The organism is Streptomyces sp. NPDC053426 (assembly GCF_055585405.1).
Genome location: NZ_JBVJKE010000008.1, coordinates 92764 through 111077, shown reverse-complemented (window position 1 = coordinate 111077; position 18314 = coordinate 92764). Strand labels below are relative to the sequence as shown.

At 72.7% G+C, this 18314-nt stretch carries 14 protein-coding genes and 1 riboswitch; of the genes, 4 read left to right on the top strand and 10 right to left on the bottom strand.

The genetic code is table 11. The features are described 5' to 3' along the window. Positions 1–196: 196 nt before the first annotated feature. The 4 genes from ACZ62B_RS18130 to ACZ62B_RS18115 are packed head-to-tail and all read right to left on the bottom strand — an operon-like array spanning position 197 to position 5992. The gene (locus tag ACZ62B_RS18130) at positions 197–847 is read right to left on the bottom strand and encodes a thymidine kinase (RefSeq protein ID WP_344566996.1); all 651 of its coding nucleotides are present in this window, start codon (positions 845–847) and stop codon (positions 197–199) included. 53 nt (positions 848–900) lie between these two features. Continuing rightward, positions 901–2094, bottom strand: coding sequence for an alkaline phosphatase family protein (locus tag ACZ62B_RS18125; protein ID WP_344566998.1), 1194 nt, complete (start codon positions 2092–2094; stop codon positions 901–903). Continuing rightward, the gene (locus ACZ62B_RS18120; protein WP_344566999.1) at positions 2094–2681 is read right to left on the bottom strand and encodes a DUF5998 family protein; all 588 of its coding nucleotides are present in this window, start codon (positions 2679–2681) and stop codon (positions 2094–2096) included. Before ACZ62B_RS18120 ends, ACZ62B_RS18125 begins: the two co-directional genes overlap by 1 nt. Positions 2682–2722: 41 nt before the next feature. After that, positions 2723–5992, bottom strand: a complete 3270-nt coding sequence (locus ACZ62B_RS18115) for a bifunctional acetate--CoA ligase family protein/GNAT family N-acetyltransferase (protein WP_469691068.1) — start codon at positions 5990–5992, stop codon at positions 2723–2725. 199 nt (positions 5993–6191) lie between these two features. On the opposite strand from ACZ62B_RS18115, the gene ACZ62B_RS18110 reads away from it, so the two are divergent. Next, positions 6192–6473, top strand: coding sequence for an HPr family phosphocarrier protein (locus ACZ62B_RS18110; RefSeq protein WP_030826211.1), 282 nt, complete (start codon positions 6192–6194; stop codon positions 6471–6473). Positions 6474–6691: 218 nt separating this feature from the next. On the opposite strand, the gene ACZ62B_RS18105 is transcribed toward ACZ62B_RS18110, so the two are convergent. From ACZ62B_RS18105 to ACZ62B_RS18090, 4 genes are all read right to left on the bottom strand, one after another. Next, positions 6692–7387: a GntR family transcriptional regulator gene (locus tag ACZ62B_RS18105; protein ID WP_469691066.1), complete on the bottom strand. Its 696-nt coding sequence runs from the start codon at positions 7385–7387 to the stop codon at positions 6692–6694. A gap of 195 nt (positions 7388–7582) precedes the next feature. After that, positions 7583–8356 carry a M23 family metallopeptidase gene (locus tag ACZ62B_RS18100; protein ID WP_468880908.1) on the bottom strand — a complete coding sequence of 258 codons (774 nt, stop codon included), beginning with the start codon at positions 8354–8356 and terminating at the stop codon, positions 7583–7585. Between the two features lie 12 nt (positions 8357–8368). Further along, a riboswitch (cyclic di-AMP (ydaO/yuaA leader) is annotated at positions 8369–8533 on the bottom strand. Between the two features lie 202 nt (positions 8534–8735). Continuing rightward, a complete protein-coding gene (locus ACZ62B_RS18095; RefSeq protein WP_344567007.1) occupies positions 8736–10124 on the bottom strand; it encodes a M16 family metallopeptidase in 1389 nt (462 codons plus the stop codon). Next, positions 10121–11503 carry a M16 family metallopeptidase gene (locus tag ACZ62B_RS18090; protein WP_344567008.1) on the bottom strand — a complete coding sequence of 461 codons (1383 nt, stop codon included), beginning with the start codon at positions 11501–11503 and terminating at the stop codon, positions 10121–10123. The genes ACZ62B_RS18095 and ACZ62B_RS18090 overlap by 4 nt, the downstream gene beginning before the upstream one ends. An 894-nt stretch (positions 11504–12397) precedes the next feature. Between ACZ62B_RS18090 and ACZ62B_RS18085 the strand changes: the two genes are divergently transcribed. Beyond that, positions 12398–14848: a DNA gyrase/topoisomerase IV subunit A gene (locus ACZ62B_RS18085; protein ID WP_468723121.1), complete on the top strand. Its 2451-nt coding sequence runs from the start codon at positions 12398–12400 to the stop codon at positions 14846–14848. Here ACZ62B_RS18085 and ACZ62B_RS18080 read toward each other — a convergent pair. Continuing rightward, the gene (locus ACZ62B_RS18080; RefSeq protein ID WP_469691062.1) at positions 14845–15897 is read right to left on the bottom strand and encodes a CobW family GTP-binding protein; all 1053 of its coding nucleotides are present in this window, start codon (positions 15895–15897) and stop codon (positions 14845–14847) included. The genes ACZ62B_RS18085 and ACZ62B_RS18080 overlap by 4 nt on opposite strands. A gap of 319 nt (positions 15898–16216) precedes the next feature. Here ACZ62B_RS18080 and ACZ62B_RS18075 point away from each other — a divergent pair, with 319 nt between their 5' ends. Beyond that, positions 16217–16774, top strand: a complete 558-nt coding sequence (locus tag ACZ62B_RS18075; protein ID WP_344567014.1) for a DUF6082 family protein — start codon at positions 16217–16219, stop codon at positions 16772–16774. On the opposite strand, the gene ACZ62B_RS18070 is transcribed toward ACZ62B_RS18075, so the two are convergent. Beyond that, the gene (locus tag ACZ62B_RS18070) at positions 16775–17014 is read right to left on the bottom strand and encodes a hypothetical protein (protein WP_344567016.1); all 240 of its coding nucleotides are present in this window, start codon (positions 17012–17014) and stop codon (positions 16775–16777) included. It abuts the gene before it with no gap. A gap of 352 nt (positions 17015–17366) precedes the next feature. Between ACZ62B_RS18070 and ACZ62B_RS18065 the strand changes: the two genes are divergently transcribed. Next, positions 17367–18308, top strand: a complete 942-nt coding sequence (locus ACZ62B_RS18065) for a sucrase ferredoxin (RefSeq protein ID WP_344567018.1) — start codon at positions 17367–17369, stop codon at positions 18306–18308. Positions 18309–18314: the final 6 nt, after the last annotated feature.

Below are 18314 nucleotides of genomic sequence, written 5' to 3'. Positions count from 1 at the left end.
CGCCGAGCGCGTCGGCGCGATGTCCTCCTGACCGGCAGCGGAGCGTCGTACGGCGACGGGCCCGTCCACGGTCCGACACGGCAGGCGTCAGCGTCCCGGAGCCGGCGCGACCACGGGCCCGGCCCCGGTGTCCGGGTCGGGGCCGGACCGGATGCCGACCAGGAACGCGAACCCGCGGTGCCCCGCGGCCGCCCGGTCAGCCCGACGTGACCGGCAGCACGTCGGGCGACAGTGCCGCCGCGCGGGCCGTCGCGGCCGTCATGCGGCGGCGGTGGTGACGGCGGCACAGGACCTCGTAGCCGACCTCGTCCGCGGAGCCGGTGACGTCGCCGACGACCACCTGGGCGCCCTCGACGACCATGACCCCGCCGACCGTGCGCGCGTTGTGCGTGGCGCGGGCGCCGCACCAGCACAGGGCCTCCACCTGGAGCACCTCGACCCGGTCGGCCAGCTCCACCAGCCGCTGGGAGCCGGGGAACAGCTTGGAGCGGAAGTCGGTGGTGATGCCGAAGGCGTAGACGTCGAGCTCCAGGTCGTCCACGACCCGTGCGAGCTGGTCGATCTGCTCCGGGGCCAGGAACTGCGCCTCGTCCGCGATCACGTAGTCCGCGCGGCGGCCCTGGGAGAGGTGGTCGACGAGGTACGCGTACAGGTCCGCGCCGTCGCCGACCTCCACCGCGTCGGTGACCAGGCCGAGGCGGGAGGACAGCTTGCCCTCGCCGGCCCGGTCGTTGCGGGTGAAGATCATGCCGGTCAGGCCGCGTGCCGAACGGTTGTGCTCGATCTGGAGGGCCAGCGTCGACTTCCCGCAGTCCATCGTTCCGGAGAAGAACACCAGCTCGGGCATGGGAGGTCGGGCACCTTTCGGCAAGGGGTCGGTCAGGGAGTGCGGGCGGAGACTCAGGAGCGTACTTCGAGCAGGGGGACCAGCTGCTCGGCAGGGGTCATCGAACCGTGGTTGCCGACCATCGCCGACTCCCTGGGCTCCCGCTCGGAGGCGATCAGCAGGACGTCGTCCCGCGCGGCGGCGACCACGTCGCCGATCCGGTGGTACACGCGCTCGTCGACCGCCGGACCGAACCAGCCCGCCTCGATCGCCTCGTCGCGCGAGGCCACCCAGAACTGCTCGCCGAGCACCTCGCGCCAGCAGGCCAGCACGTCGCCGGCGGCACCCGGTACGGCGTAGACGTGCCGGGCGCGGCCCTCGCCGCCGAGCAGGGCGACACCGGCCTTCAGTTCCCAGTCCTCGTCGAAGTCGATGCGGTGGTCCTCGTCGAAGGGGATGTCGACCATGCCGTGGTCGGCGGTGACGTAGAGCGCGCTGCGCGCAGGGAGCTGTTCGGCCAGGCGCTGGACCAGGCGGTCGACGTACATGAGCTGGCCGCGCCAGGTGTCGGAGTCGAGACCGTAGCGGTGGCCGGCGCCGTCGACCTCGGCGTAGTACGTGTAGACCAGGGAGCGGTCGGCGGCGGCCAGCTGCTCGGCCGCGACGTCCATGCGCTCCTCGCCGGACAGCCGCCCGTGGAAGCTGCCGCCGCTGAGCGCGACCTTGGTCAGCGGGGTGTTCGCGAAGGCCGGGGAGGTGACCTGCGCGGCGTGCACGCCCGCGCGGTGGGCCAGCTCGAAGACGGTGGGGTACGGCTGCCAGGGGCCGGGCGGGGCCCAGGGCTGCCAGCGGAGCTGGTTCATCAGCTCGCCGGTGTCCGGGTTGCGCACGGTGTAGCCGGGCAGGCCGTGCGCGCCCGGCGGCAGGCCGGTGCCGACGGAGGCCAGGGAGGTGGCGGTCGTGGCCGGGTACCCGGCGGTGATCGGACGACCGGTGCCGCCGCGCGAGGCGGCGAGCAGGGACGTCATGAAGGGGGCTTCCTCGGGGTGCGCCCTCAGCTGCTCCCAGCCCAGCCCGTCGATCAGGAACACGCAGTTCCGGTCGGCGGGGGCGAGCTCCCCGATCCCGGCGGTCGCGCCGGGGACGCCGAGGCCCGCGGCGAGCGTGGGCAGCAGGTCGGCGAGCGAGCCGGTGCCGTACTCGGGCACGGGGGCGGAGGCGATGGGGAGGGGCTCCGGATGGGTGTCCCAGACCGCGGGCTGCACCATCAGCGGGCGGTGTCCGCGGTCGCCTCGGACAGGGCCTGCGCGAAGGTGAGGGCCTGGCGTACCGTCTCCGGGCCGTCGCCGGCCTCGCTGACGCGCAGGCTCAGGTCGTCGGCCGTGGAGCTGCCCGTGTAGCCGTGGTCGGCCTCGCAGTTGGGGTCGCCGCAGGCGGCCGGCTCCAGGTCGATGCGGGAGACGGCGCCCCAGCCGATGGTGAGCACGATCTCGCGCGGCAGCGTGCCCGGCTTGTACGACTCCGGATTGGCGACCACACGGCTGACCACGATCGACGAGATCCGGCCGAGCTTGACCGACTCCGTGGACGTGGTGGCGTACGGCGTCGGGGAGGTGTTGTCCGCGGCCTGCTCGTCGGTGTGGCTGACGATGAAGCGGTTGCCGGTGAGGACGAGCACGGTGACATGCCGCCGCACCTCGTTCTGGTCGAACGTCGTCTCCTGATGGACCAGGTACGACCGGATGGGCTCGCCGCCCACGGCGGCCTCCACCGCCTCGGCCACGAGGGCCGGGTAGTAGCCGCTGCGCTCGATCGCCGCCCGCAGCCCCTGGGTCGTCGTACTGGTCTTGGCCATGACGCCCATCCTACGGGGGAGCGCCGACTGCGAGGCACCGGTCAGTACGCGGGGAGGGTCCGCGGGCCGAGGTCGTCACGGGCGGGCGGCGGGGCCAGGCGTACGGACGCGCCGAGGACGCTCACGCCGCGCGGGGCGACGACCACCGGCTCCAGGGTGACCGCGACGACCTCCGGATGATCGTCGACCAGCCGCGACACCCGCAGCATCAGCTCCTCCAGCGCCGGGGTGTCGACCGGTGCCGAACCGCGCCAGCCGAACAGGAGCGGGGCGGTCCGGATCGACCGCACCAGCGAGGTCGCGTCCCGGTCGGTGACCGGGATCAGCCGGTGCGCCATGTCCCCGAGCAGCTGGGAGGGGGCTCCGGCGAGGCCGAAGGACAGCACGGCTCCGGCGGCGGGGTCGATGACCGCGCGCACGACGGTGTCGACACCGCGCGGGGCCATCCGCTGCACCACGGGGCGCAGCTCCTCCGGGGCGCCGAACAGCTCCGTCAACTCGGTGTACGCCCGGCGCAGTTGCTCTTCGTCGGCCAGGTCCAGGCGGACGCCGCCCAGGTCGGCGCGGTGCCTCAGGTGGGGGGCGGTCGCCTTGAGGGCCACGGGGTAGCCGAGGGTGCGCGCGGCCTCGGCGGCGGCGCCGGGGTCCGGGGCGGGGAGGGCGCGGTGGACGTGGATGCCGTAGGTGCCGAGCAGGTCGCAGGTCTCGGCGGTGCCGAGGGTGAGGCCCTGCCCGCGCGAGAGGAGCCCGTCGATGAGGGCGGCGGCACCCCGCTCGTCGATGTCGTCGTACTCCGGCACCTTGCCGGGGTCGGCGGCGTCCCGCCGCCACTGGCCGTACGTGACGGCCTGGGCGAGCGCCCGGACGGCACGCTCGGCGGCGGGGTAGGCGGGGATGAGGCGGGCGCCCTCGGGGGGCGGGGCCCCGGCGGACACCTGGTCCGGCGCACGACCGCCGGCGGGCGGCACGGTCCGGGAACCAGCCGCGGGACGGGCCCCGGCCGGGGGCACCGCACCCTCCGCCGTCCCCGGCGCGGTACCGGCCGCGGCCGACGGCGCCGTACCCACGCCCGACCGGGACGCCGCCCCGGAGGCCGCCCCCGGCGCCGTACCGGCCGCGTCCGGTGAGGGCGCGCCCACGCCCGCCCCGGAGGCCGCACGCCCGGGGGCCTGTGGCGCGGCACCGTCCGCCGCGTCCTGCGACGCCATATCCACGCCCGGCTGGGACGCCGCCCCCGGCGCGGTACCGTCGGCGGCCCGCGGGGGCGTGCCCCCGGCCGCCCCGGGACCGCCGGCCGCTCCCGTCCGTGGTGCGGCGGGCCCGTCCGCGCGGGGAGCCCCGCTCGCGGAGGTGCCCACCGCGGCCTGCGGTGCGGTGCCGGCCGTGTCCGGCCGGGGCGTCGGGGCGGGGGGTGTGTCCGCTCGTGGCTGTGGTGTCTGCGGGGCCGTGCTCGTGGCGGCCGACAACGCTTCCGCGAGGCCGCCGAGTTCCACGTGGACCACCAGGACGGGTTTGGACGGGGTCGCGGCGGCGGCCGAGCGCAGGGCCTGGGCCAGGGCCGCGTCGCCGACCGAGCCCTCCCCCACCGCCGGGATCGCGGTCACGACGACCGCGTCGCTCGTGTCGTCGGCCAGCGCGCGGGAGAGCGCCGCGTGGAAGTCCGACGCCGAGGCGGCGGTGGTGAGGTCAAGCGGGGGATGCGGACGCAGGCCCTCGGCGAGGCAGGCGTCGTAGGTGAGCAGGCCCAGGGACTCGGAGTTGCCGAGGATCGCCACCCGGGGCCCGGCCGGCAAGGGCTGGCGGGCGAGCAGCAGGCCCGCGTCGACCAGTTCGGTGATGGTGTCCACGCGGATCACCCCGGCCTGCCGCAGCAGCGCGGACACCGTCGCGTGGGGCAGCCGGGTCGCCCGTACGGCGTGCCCCCGGGGCCCGGCTCCATGGCGTGCGCCCTGGACCACGACCAGCGGCTTCGCCGCCGCGGTGCGCCGGGCGAGGCGGGTGAACTTGCGGGGGTTGCCGATGGACTCCAGGTACATCAGGACGACGTCGGTGTCGGGGTCCTCGTACCAGTACTGCAGGACGTCGTTGCCGGAGACGTCGGCCCGGTTGCCGGACGACACGAAGGTGGACACGCCGGTGACGCCCGTGACACCGCCGCCGCGCCGGTGCAGGCGGGACAGCAGGGCGACGCCGATGGCGCCGGACTGGGCGAACAGGCCGATCCGGCCGGGGCGGGGCGTCTCCGGGGCGAGCGAGGCGTTCAGTCGCACGTCGGGCGAGGTGTTGATGACGCCGAAGGCGTTCGGGCCGATGATCCGCATGCCGTACGAGCGCGCCTGCCGTACGAGGGCGCGCTGGCGTTCGCGGCCGTCGGGGCCCGACTCGGCGTAGCCGGCGGAGACGACGACGAGCCCCTGCACCCCGTGCTCGCCGCACTCGGTGACGATCTCGGGGACCCGCTCGGCGGGCACCGCGACGACCGCGAGGTCGACGGGCCCCTCGATGTCCCGCACCGAGCGGAACGCGGCCACCCCGGCGAGTTCCTTCTCCCCCTCCCCCAAGGCCTTGTTCACGGCGTACAGCCGGCCGGTGAACCCGGTGTCCCGGAGGTTGTCGAGGACACTGCGGCCCACGCCGCCGGGTGTGCGGCCGGCGCCGACGACGGCCACCGAGCCGGGGGCGAGCAGCCGCTGCACCGAGCGCGCCTCGGCGCGCTGCTCCCGCGCGCGCTGCACGGCCATGGAGCGGTCGGTGGGTTCGAGGCCGAACTCCAGGCGGACGACACCGTCCTCGAAGCTGCGCTTCTGGGTGTACCCGGCGTCGGTGAACACCTTGATCATCTTGGTGTTGGCGGGCAGCACCTCGGCCGCGAACCGGCGGATGCCGCGCTCCCGCGCGACGGCACCGATGTGTTCGAGGAGGGCGGAGGCGACGCCCCGGCCCTGGTGGGCGTCCTGGACGAGGAAGGCGACCTCGGCCTCGTCGGCCGGCGCGGACGCGGGCGTGCCGTCGGCGCCGATCCGGTCGTAGCGTACGGTGGCGATGAACTCGCCGCCGACGGTGGCCGCGAGTCCCACCCGGTCCACGAAGTCGTGGTGCGTGAAGCGGTGGACGTCCTTGGCGGACAGACGCGGGTAGGGCGCGAAGAAGCGGTAGTACTTCGACTCGTCCGACACCTGCTCGTAGAAGCTGACCAGGCGCTCGGCGTCATCGACGGTGATGGGGCGGATGCGCGCGGTGCCGCCGTCGCGCAGCACCACGTCGGCCTCCCAGTGAGCGGGATACTCGTGCCGGTCCGACGAGGTCTGCATGGCCCCCAGAGTACGGCTCGCGTACGACAACGGCGCGAGGCAGTCTGTGGTGGACGACAGCCGGGCCGAGGCCGCGGACCGGCTGTCACCGGGAGCGGGAGCGGACGCCACTTCGGGCGCGCTCCCGGCACGCTCCGGGCATGCTTCACGATATGGGAAACTGGTCTAGACAACCCTGAACAGCGAAGGGCAGCAACACATGGCTGAGCGCCGCGTCAACGTCGGCTGGGCCGAGGGTCTCCACGCCCGCCCCGCCTCCATCTTCGTCCGAGCCGCCACGGCCGCAGGCGTCCCGGTGACGATCGCCAAGGCCGGGGGCGACCCCGTCAACGCGGCCTCCATGCTGGCCGTCCTGAGCCTGGGGGCCCAGGGCGGCGAGGAGATCGTCCTCGCCTCCGACGCCGAGGGCGCGGACGCCGCCCTGGACCGTCTGGCGAAGCTGGTCTCCGAGGGTCTCGAGGAACTCCCCGAGACCGTCTGAGGCGCCCCTTTGCGCCTAAACCGGCACCGCTCTCGCGGATCTGGTTGCGCGCCGTGAGGGTTCCTCAATCGATGGTTGCGGCGATCGTCGTTCGCAGACATCCGACCGCAGCAGCGAGAGGCCCGCCCGAGTTATCGGGCGGGCCTCTCGCTTTTCCTTTTCGCGGGCAGCATGAATAACCCCCGATAAATGCTCCCTCTTTGTATACGGCACCCGTGTTAATGTCGAATGCTCGGCATGTTTACGGCATGTTGCGAGTTCCTCACACGGTCCGCGCGGCCGGCGCCGGAGGCGAAACGCAGGCGGTGCCCGGCGCTCGCGCGCTCGGTGTGCAGCGCCGTGACGGACCGCGCGCGGTCGCCGTCGCCGCGCGCCACGGCGTCCACGATCGCGCCGTGCTCCGCCCAGTACTCGACGGGGTCGGACGGCCCCTCCGCGGCGTACATCCAGGCGATCTTGTGCCGCAGCTGGGTCAGCGTCGAGGTCAGTGCCGGGCTGCCGGTGGCCTGGGCGAGCGTCTCGTGGAACCAGCCGCTCAGGGAGCGCAGGTCGTCGCTGTTGCCCTGGCGTGCGCGTTCCTGCCCCAGCCGGACCAGGCCGCGCAGCACCTTCAGATGGGCCTCGGTACGGCGCTGGGCCACGCGGGAGGCGCCGAGCGGCTCGAGGAGCATGCGCATCTCCAGCAGGTCGGCGGCCTCCTGCTCGGTGGGTTCCGCGACGCACGCGCCCGCGTGCCGCCGGGTCACCACGAACCCCTCGGCCTCCAGCGTGCGCAGCGCCTCCCGGACGGGGACGCGGGAGACGCCGTAACGGCGGGCGAGGACTTCCTCGGTGAGCCGCCCGCCGCGCTCGTGGACACCCGCTACGATGTCGTCCCGGATCGCCGTGCACACCGAGTGCGCGGGAATACGCATGACGAACCTCCGGCTTAATCCCCGTGAAACGTCGAAGATTGACGTGTGTTCCGCGACTCTATTGCAATCTGCGGGAATTCACGACGGCGGACCGGAATCCATACATATTTTTTGGACAGGCCATGCCCGGACAGGCGATGCCCGGAAACACCGATGCCCCGGCTCGGGGAGCCGGGGCATCGGGAAGCGAACGGGTCAGAGGTTCACGCCGTGCGCGCGGAGGTAGGCGACGGGGTCGAGGTCGGAGCCGTAATCGGCGCCCGCGCGGGCCTCGAAGTGCAGATGCGCGCCCGTGACGTTGCCGGTGGCGCCGGAGAGGCCGATCTGCTGCCCGGCGGCGACCTGCTGGCCCACCGAGACGCCGATGGACGCCAGGTGGGCGTACTGGGTGTACGTGCCGTCGTGCATCTTGATGACGACCTGGTTGCCGTACGAGCCGCCCCAGCCGGCCTCGACGACGGTGCCGACGCCGACCGACCGGACGGGGGTGCCGCTCGCGGCGTGGAAGTCGACACCGGTGTGGCTGCCGGAGGACCACAGCGAGCTGCCGGCCTGGTAGCCGGTCGAGACGTACGAGCCGGAGATCGGGGAGACGAAGGTGTTGAGGCGCTCGCGCTCGGCCTCCCGCGCGGCGCGCTCCTTCTCCGCGCGGGCCTCCTCGGCCTCCTTGGCGGCCTTCTCCCGCGCGGCCTCCTCCGCGGCCTTGCGCGCGGCGGCCTCGGCCGCCTCCCGGGCGGCCTCGTGCTGGGCGGCCGCCTGGGCGTCGATCCGGTCGGCGACCGCGTCGCCGAGGGTGACGACGGGCGTGAGGCCGGTCTGTGCGGCGGCGGGCTCGGCGGCGAGCGCGGGGGCCGCGAGGGAGCCGACGACGCCGGTGGTGGTGAGCGCCGCGACGCCCGCCGCGCGGGCGGTGCCGCGCTGCGTCCGGCTGGGACGACGGTGCTTGCCCGGGGCGCGGGTGAACGCCATGTACAGGCTGGTCCTTTCCTTCCCTCTCGCCTACCGGGTTAGCTGACGGGTTCGGAGCAGGAAGGTCTCCTACGGACCCCCTCGCGACACGCGCGGGCGTCCGATTCACCCCAGGGACTGCGGTGGGTCCCCGGCTCCCCTGGCTCGCGCCGTAGGGGGACTCGGCGATGACTGTCCGGTGCCGCGGATGCGGCGCACTGCCCGACGAACAGCCCGGACGACGCTAAGCGGGCCGTCTCCCGATCCTCAAACGAATCCCGGTTTTTGTAGCGCATCCCACAGGCCAGACAGGCAACTTCCGCCCCGATTCGGGCATAAGCGGGCCCTGGTGACCTTCGTGTCACCAGGGCCCCACGCGCGCGTGCGTCCTCGCCGCTCGCTACTCGGCCGTCACGACGGTGACTTCACCGATGCCGAGTGCCTCGACGGGTGCCTTGATCTGCGCCGCGTCACCGACGAGGACGGTCACCAGACGGTCCACCGGGAAGGCGTTCACGACGGCCGCGGTGGCCTCCACGGTGCCGGTCGCGGCCAACTGCCGGTACAGGTCGGCCTGGTAGTGGTCGGGCAGGTGCTGCTCGACCTGGTCGGCCAGGGTGCTCGCGACGGCCGCGGCGGTCTCGTACTTGAGCGGCGCCACGCCCACGAGGTTCTGCACGGCGACATCGCGTTCGTCGTCGGTGAGCCCGTCGGCGGCGAGCGTGCGCAGCACCGTCCACAGGTCCTCGAGGGCGGGGCCGGTGTTCGGGGTGTCGACGGAGCCGCTGATGGCCAGCATCGCCGCGCCGGTGCCGTCCGGGGCGGACCTGAGGACCTGACCGAACGCCCGTACGCCGTAGGTGTAGCCCTTCTCCTCGCGCAGCACGCGGTCCAGGCGGGAGGTGAGGGTGCCGCCGAGGCAGTACGTGCCGAGGACCTGCGCGGGCCACACGCGGTCGTGCCGGTCCGCGCCGATACGGCCGATCAGCAGCTGCGTCTGGACGGCGCCGGGGCGGTCCACGATCACGACGCGGCCGGTGTCGTCGGCGACCACCGGCGGAACGGGCCGCGGCTGCGCCGAGGAACCGGTCCAGGCGCCCAGGGTGTCGCCGAGCAGCGCGTCCAGGTCGACGCCGGTGAGGTCGCCGACGACCACGGCGGTCGCCGTGGCGGGGCGGACGTGCTTCTCGTAGAAGGCGCGTACGGCCGCGGAGTCGATGCCGGCGACCGTCTCCTCGGTGCCCTGGCGCGGACGCGACATACGGGCACTCGCCGGGAACAGCTCCTTGGAGAGCTCCTTGGCGGCGCGGCGGGAGGGGTTGGCCAGTTCGTGCGGGATCTCGTCGAGGCGGTTGCGGACCAGCCGCTCGACCTCGCTGTCGGCGAACGCGGGCGCCCTGAGCGCGTCGGCGAGCAGCCCGAGCCCCTTGGTGAGCCGGGAGGCCGGGACCTCCAGGCTGAGGCGGACGCCGGGGTGGTCGGCGTGCGCGTCCAGGGTGGCGCCGCAGCGCTCCAGCTCGGCGGCGAACTCCTCGGCGGAGTGCTTGTCGGTGCCCTCGGAGAAGGCCCGCGCCATGATCGTGGCGACACCGTCGAGACCGGCCGGCTCGGCCTCCAGGGGCGCGTCGAGGAGCACCTCGACGGCGACGACCTGCTGGCCGGGGCGGTGGCAGCGCAGCACGGTCAGGCCGTTGTCGAGCGTGCCGCGCTCGGGGGCCGGGAAGGCCCAGGGCTTGGCGTCGCCCGCCTGCGGCTGCGGGTGGAAGTCCATCGTGGCGAGCTCGGTCACTTCGCCGCCTCCTCGTTCTCGTCGGTGCCGGCGGCTGCGGCGGCTTCCTCGGTGTCCTCGGCGTCCTCGGCCTCCGGGGCGACGGGCTCGTAGACGAGCACCGCGCGGTTGTCGGGGCGCAGACGGGCCTTGGCGACCTCCTGCACCTCCTCCGCCGTCACCTCCAGGACGCGCTGCACGGCGGTCAGGGCGAGCTGCGGGTCGCCGAACAGGACCGCGTACCGGCACAGTTCGTCGGCGCGGCCGGCGACCGTGCCGAGCCGGTCCAGCCACTCGCGCTCCAGCTGGGCCTGCGCGCGTTCCATCTCCTCCGCCGTGGGGCCCTGCTCGGCGAACCGGGCGAGCTCCTCGTCGATGGCGGCCTCGATGACCGGCACCTCCACGTCGCCGGACGTCTTCACGTCCAGCCAGCCCAGGGAGGGGGCCCCGGCCAGCCGCAGCAGGCCGAAGCCGGCGGCCACGGCCGTGCGGTCGCGCCGTACCAGCCGGTTGTAGAGCCGCGAGGACTCGCCGCCGCCGAGGACGGTGAGCGCCAGGTCGGCGGCGTCGCACGCGCGCGTGCCGTCCTCCGGCAGGCGGTAGGCGGCCATCAGCGCACGCGCGGGGACCTCCTCCTCGACGATCTCGCGGAGCTGCCCGCCGATGACGTCGGGCAGCGCGCCGTCGCGCGGGGCGGGCTTGCCGTCGTGGCCCGGGATGGAGCCGAAGTACTTCTCGATCCAGGCGAGCGTCCGCTCCGGGTCGATGTCGCCGACGACGGAGAGCACGGCGTTGTTCGGCGCGTAGTACGTGCGGAAGAACTGGCGGGCGTCCTCCAGGGTGGCCGCGTCCAGGTCCGCCATCGAGCCGATGGGCGTGTGGTGGTACGGGTGGCCCTCCGGGTAGGCGAGGGCGGTCAGCTTCTCGAAGGCGGTGCCGTAGGGGACGTTGTCGTAGCGCTGGCGGCGCTCGTTCTTGACGACGTCGCGCTGGTTCTCCATGGACTCGTCGTCCAGGGCGGTCAGCAGGGAGCCCATGCGGTCGGCCTCCAGCCAGAGGGCGAGCTCCAGCTGGTGGGCGGGCATGGTCTCGAAGTAGTTGGTGCGCTCGAAGCTGGTGGTGCCGTTGAGGGAGCCGCCGGCGCCCTGGACCAGCTCGAAGTGACCGTTGCCCTTCACCTGGGCGGAGCCCTGGAACATCAGGTGCTCGAAAAGGTGAGCCAGACCCGTACGTCCCTTGACCTCGTGACGCGAACCCACGTCGTACCAGAGGCACACCGCGGCGACCGGGGTCAGGTGGTCCTCGGAGAGCACCACGCGCAGGCCGTTGGCCAGGCGGTGCTCGGTCGCTGTCAGGCCGCCGGAGCCTGCCTGGGCTGTGGCCGTGTGACCCATGGGCATGTACGTCCCTTCGATCGCGGAGGCGGTCGTCGAAACCGCCGTTTCTGCCGGTCCTGCCACTGTATGCAAGCGCGCGGACCCCCGACGAAGTTCCCGACGCGACCGGGATACGCCGAGAGCGAGAATGCCGGGCGACACGCGGGCACCCGCGCCACCGTTCCCGCGAGCCGCGATCCGCGGACCGCCACCCCCACGATCCGCGGACAGCACCTCCGCTCTCCGCAGGCGTTCGCCACCACACGCCGCTTTTCCACAAGCAGCCGCCGCCACGAGCCGCGTCAGCCGCGGGCAGCGCTTCCGCGATCCGCGGGGCAGCCGGCCACCGCATGCCGCGCCCACCACGCGCAGCCGTGCCACCACATGCCGCGTCCGCCGCGGGCAGTCGTGCCACCGCATGCCGCGCCCACCACGCGCAGTCGTGCCACCACATGCCGCGCCCACCGCGCGCAGTCGTGCCACCGCATGCCGCGTCCGCCGCGGGCAGTCGTGCCGCTGGGGCGGCACGGGTGGGCGCGACGGCACCCCGCAAGCGCCGGGCCGCGCAACCCCACCCCCGGCCAGCCACGACACCGGGCACCCGCCCGACCCCACCGCACGGGCGGGCGATGAGGGGACCTCCCGCTCGAGCGGAGCTGAGAGTGGGAGAGAAGCCGAGAGTGGGGAGGCACCCCGCCGACACCGGCACCGGCACCGGCTCGCGCGACCCGCCCCCGACCCGCTTCACCCCGATCACCAGGAGCCCCGCAAAAAGCCGATCACACGCACCGCGTACCCTGCTCCCCCGCCCCCATCAACCGCCCGGACCCGGGACCCTGGTCCCGTCTGTCAGTGCCACGGTCCACAATGGTCCGCGTCAGATCCCGTCCAAAACGCTTCAGCAAGGAGCCGGCAGCGATGGCCCGCCGCAGCACGAAGACCCCGCCGCCCGACGACTCGTACGAGGAGAAGATCCTCGACATCGACGTCGTCGACGAGATGCAGGGCTCCTTCCTCGAGTACGCGTACTCGGTCATCTACTCCCGCGCCCTGCCGGACGCGCGCGACGGTCTCAAGCCGGTGCACCGCCGCATCGTCTACCAGATGAACGAGATGGGCCTGCGGCCCGAGCGCGGCTACGTGAAGTGCGCCCGCGTCGTCGGCGAGGTCATGGGCAAGCTGCACCCCCACGGCGACGCGTCGATCTACGACGCCCTGGTCCGCATGGCCCAGCCGTTCTCGATGCGCGTCCCCCTGGTCGACGGCCACGGCAACTTCGGCTCGCTGGGCAACGACGACCCGCCCGCCGCCATGCGGTACACCGAGTGCCGGATGGCCGAGGCCACCAGCCTGATGACCGAGTCCATCGACGAGGACACGGTCGACTTCGCGCCCAACTACGACGGGCAGGAGCAGGAACCGGTGGCGCTGCCCGCCGCCTTCCCGAACCTCCTGGTGAACGGCGCGTCGGGCATCGCCGTCGGCATGGCCACCAACATGCCGCCGCACAACCTGCGCGAGGTCGTCGCGGCCGCGCGGCACCTGATCAGGTATCCGAACGCCGATCTCGACGCCCTGATGAAGCACGTCCCGGGCCCCGACCTGCCCACCGGCGGCCGGATCGTCGGCCTGTCCGGCGTCCGGGACGCGTACGAGTCGGGCCGCGGCACGTTCAAGATCCGCGCGACGGTCACCGTGGAGGACGTGACGGCCCGCCGCAAGGGCCTCGTCGTCACCGAGCTGCCCTTCACGGTCGGCCCGGAGAAGGTGATCGGCAAGATCAAGGACCTGGTCGGCTCGAAGAAGCTCCAGGGCATCGCCGACGTCAAGGACCTCACCGACCGCGAGCACGGTCTGCGGCTGGTCATCGAGATCAAGAACGGCTTCGTGCCGGAAGCGGTCCTGGAGCAGCTCTACAAGCTGACGCCGATGGAGGAGTCCTTCGGCATCAACAACGTGGCGCTGGTGGACGGCCAGCCGCTCACCCTGGGCCTCAAGGAACTCCTGGAGGTCTACCTCGACCACCGTTTCAACGTCGTACGCCGGCGTTCGGAGTTCCGCCGCGGCAAGCGGCGCGACCGCCTCCACCTGGTCGAGGGCCTGCTCACGGCCCTGGTGGACATCGACGAGGTCATCCGTCTCATCCGCTCCAGCGAGAACTCCGCGCAGGCCAAGCAGCGCCTGATGGAGCGGTTCTCCCTCAGCGACATCCAGACCCAGTACATCCTGGACACGCCGCTGCGCCGCCTCACCAAGTACGACCGGATCGAGCTGGAGGCCGAGCAGGACCGGCTGAACGCGGAGATCGAGGAGCTGACCCGGATCCTGGACTCGGACGCGGAGCTGCGCAAGCTGGTCTCCGCGGAACTGGCCGCGGTGGCGAAGAAGTTCGGCAACGACCGCCGTACGCTGCTGCTGGAGTCGGCCGGCGCCCCGGCCGCCGCCGTACCGCTGCAGGTGGCGGACGACCCGTGCCGGGTGCTGCTGTCCTCCACGGGCCTGCTCGCCCGTACGGCGGACAACGAGCCGCTCGCCGACGACGGCAAGCGGGTCAAGCACGACGTGATCGTCTCGGCGGTGCCGGCGACGGCCCGCGGTGAGATCGGCGTCGTCACCTCGTCCGGCCGGCTGCTCCGGCTGAACGTGATCGACCTGCCGCAGCTCCCGCAGGCGATGCCGACGCCGAACCTCTCGGGCGGGGCGCCCCTGGCCGAGTTCGTGTCCCTGGAGGACGACGAGCAGGTGGTGTGCCTGACCACGCTCGACGAGTCGTCGCCGGGCCTGGCGCTCGGCACGGAACAGGGAGTCGTCAAGCGCGTGGTGCCCGACTACCCCTCCAGCAAGGAGGAGCTGGAGGTCATCACGCTCAAGGAGGGCGACCGGATCGTCGGTGCGATCGAGCTGCGCACCGGCGAGGAGGACCTGGTCTTCATCAGCGACGACGCGCAGCTGCTGCGCTACCCGGCCGCGCAGGTCCGGCCGCAGGGCCGTCCCGCGGGCGGCATGGCGGGCATCAAGCTCGCCGAGGGGGCGAAGGTCATCTCCTTCACGGCGGTCGACCCGGCCGCGGACGCGGTGGTGTTCACGGTCGCGGGTTCGCGGGGCACGCTGGACGACTCGGTCCAGACGACGGCCAAGCTGACCCCGTTCGACCAGTACCCGCGCAAGGGCCGGGCCACCGGCGGCGTGCGCTGCCAGCGGTTCCTGAAGGGCGAGGACTGCCTGGCCCTGGCCTGGGCGGGCCCGCTCCCGGCCCGTGCCGCGCAGAAGAACGGCACGGCGGTGGCCCTCCCGGAACCCGACCCGCGCCGTGACGGCTCGGGCGTCTCCCTGCCGAAGACGGTGTCGGTGGTGGCGGGCCCGGTCTAGGCGGCCGGGTCCTCCGCCGCCCCCTGCACATAGCGGAGAACGCCCCACATGCCGCGGTCGTCGGCGTGTGGGGCGCCGTCGTTCGCGCACGCCTCCAGTTCCTCGCCGAGGGCGGTGGCGTCGATGCCCGAGCCGATGAGGACGAGCTGCGTGAGCCGCTCCCCGCCGGCGGGCCAGGGCTCGGGGTAGAACCGCAGGAACGGTCCCACGGCGTGTACGGCGTACCGGTTGCCGACGTCGTACGGACCGAAGTCGACGTACCCCTTGATCCGGTAGAGCCCCTCGGGCCGGCTGTCCAGGAACCGGATCAGCCGCCGTGGGTCCATCGAGCGCCCGGAGACGAAGGAGACGCTGTCGTACGCGGCGTGCAGGTGCTCGGCGTGGTCGGCGTGGTCGGCGTGATGCAGATCGTCGAACGACAGCTGCCCGACGCGCTCCTCGCTCGGCCTGCAGTCGAAGAGGAACTCGGGGTCGACACGGCCGTGCGTGGCGGGGACGACGGCCGCGCGGTCGACGAGGGACCGGACCAGGGTCAGTACGCGCGAGGCGTCGGTGACCCGGTCCACCTTGTTGACGACCACGAGGTCCGCCAGGGCGAGGTGCCGGTCGATCTCCGGGTGCCTGGCCCGGGTGTCGTCGAACTCGGCGGCGTCCACGACCTCGACGAGTCCGCCGTACACGAGGTCCGGATGCTCGCTGGCGAGCACCATCCGCACGAGTTCCTGCGGTTCGGCGAGGCCGCTGGCCTCGATGACGATGACGTCGATCCCGGCGGAGGGGCGGGCCAGCCGCTCGAGGTACACGTCGAGTTCGCTGCCGTCCACGGCACAGCACAGACACCCGTTGCCCAGCGACACGGTCGAGTCACCGAGCGCCCCGGCGACGGCCATCGCGTCGATCTCGATGGCTCCGAAGTCGTTGACGACGGCACCGATGCGGCTGCCGCCGCTGCGGTGGAGAAGGTGGTTGAGCAGGGTGGTCTTCCCCGAGCCGAGAAATCCGGCCAGGACGACCACCGGAATCTGCCGCCCGCTGCTCCGCTCCGACACGCGACCCCTCTCACACCTGTGCGCACACCGGCTCGCTCACGGCGTGCGCACGGAAGACCGACTGACGGTCCAGGATACGAGTACCCGGAACGACGGCGAAGTGAACGATTGTTAGCAGCGTCCACGGGGCAGACGTTGGGCAAGGCGCCGGTTTGTGCGACCCTCGCTTCCCTCCGTGCGCCGCCTGGCCGCCTTCCCGCCGATCAGAGCCGCTCGGCACCCTGGAAGGCGGCAAGCGCCGCCCACCGCTCGCCGGTTCCCTACAGTCGACCCGCAACCCGACGACCGGCGGACGGCGGCCTGATCGGGGGTATTTGACATGGCCACACAGAGTAGTGGGATACGGGGGCTCCGCACCGCGGTCGCGGCCGTCCTGGGCATCGCGGCAGGCGCCGTCGCCGCCGCGGCGGCGCAGCGACACGCCCTGGATGCGATCGGCGAGCGTCTGGAACACCTGGAGAAGCGGGCGGTCACGCAGCAGCAGACCAACCTGGCCATGCAGCAGCGCCAGCACTGGGAGCTGCTGAGCAAGGCGATGGACAACCCCGAACTCACCGAAGTCCTGGACATCTTCGAGGCGCCGGTCACCGTCCAGAAGCGCCGCCAGTACCTCTTCGCCAACGCCCTGTACACGAACCTGCTCTGCTACTACCGCATCGGCAACCTCACCAGGGACGAGTTCTTCAAACACGCCCGGGGCATGTTCCAGAACCCGATCGTCAGGGAGTACTGGTACGCGACCCGGCAACAGCGTGCGAGCCTGACGGGGACGGAAGAAGCAGAGCTCGGCCTGCTGATCGACGATCTGCTGCTGCAGCTGGACGAGGCCGACACCGACGAGTGGTGGGTGGTCGGGGACCCACCACTCGATGCGTGACTAGGCGTCCGGGATGTCCGCTTTCGCCTTGATCAGGGTCTCCCTGGTGATCACGACGATGCGTTCATAGTCGGCACGTGCGGCGTCCTCGGGCAGTTGGGAATCGAGCGAATCGGTGGCATCCGTGCCGATGACGGCGAAGCTCCCGTCAGCCAGCTCGAAGATATCGGGGCATGTTCCACCACCAGTACTGCCTCGATAGCGCGGAGCGACACCGAGACGGCGGACGATCTGACTCACTGTTCAATTTCCTCTGCTTCTCAAGACGCGAGCGCCTGCGCCCGCTACCACGCGACGCGCGATGGCATCGTCGCAGGTCTGCCTCCCGACCGGAGGAGGCTCGCAGACGGTCGGACCCGCTCACACCTCAAAAGACGCAACGCGTGCGGCATTCCTATCACTCGGGGGCGTGAGGGCACTCCCGCTCCGAAGAATCCTCCGCAAGAGTGACAAGTAAGCGAAGAATCGATGATCAGCCTTGTTCAAGGCAATTGTCACCATCGGGCCGTGCGCACCCGTGGACGCGGTCGGCCCACGACGTACGGGCGGGCCGACAAGCCACTCGCGAACAAGTCAGGTTAGGCTCACCTTTGTGAGTAGCACGTGCTCGAACGTCTCCCGTGAGTTCGATGAGCCGGTCGCGGGAACCGCGGCCACCGCGCGGACCTGGCTGCTGCTGGAGCAGCCCGGCCCCTGGGGTGCCAAGGCGCTCACCTCCAGCCATCTCGACCCCGCGCTGGGCCGCGCCCTGGAGGCCGCCGCGCAGGACACCGGGGTGCGGATCGCGCTCATACGGCGGCCCGGACGGCACGCGGACCGCCGGACGCCGGGCACGCGCCGGGTGTACGTGGCCCACACCGTTCCCGGAAACGTGTGGCTGTACGCCACCACCACCGCGGACCCCGAACGCCTGCTCGACCTCGACTTCGCCGCGCTCGGCAGGGGCGAGCCGGAGTCCTTCGCGACCGCGCTCGGCGGACGGCCCCACGAGGGCGACCCCCTCGCCCTCGTCTGCACCAACGGCAAACGCGACCGCTGCTGCGCCCTCCTCGGACGGCCCCTGGCGGCCGAACTCGCCGCCTCCGGGGTCGAGGGTGTCTGGGAGGTCACCCACCTGGGCGGTCACCGCTTCTCCCCCACGCTGCTCGTGCTGCCGTACGGCTACGCGTACGGGCGGGCCGAGGCGCACGCCGTCAAGGAGGTGCTGCACGGCGTGCGGGAGGGCCGGATCGTCGTCGAGGGGTGCCGGGGAGGCTCCGCCTGGGAGCGGCCGGGGCAGGCGGCCGAGCTGGCCGTCCGGCGCGCGGTGGGCGAGTACGCCGCCGAGGCCCTGAGCGTCGTACGGACGGACGGTGCGGCGCCCCGCTGGGAAGTGACCGTCGCCCACCGGGACGGGCGCCGGTGGCTGGTGGAGGTCGCCCGGGGCGCGTCCCTGCCGCCCCGTCCGGAGAGCTGCGGGTCGGTGCTCGGCTCGCCCGCGCGGATGGACGTCGTGGGCGTCCGCGAGGTGACCCTGGCGGCGTTGGCGGGCTGACCGCTC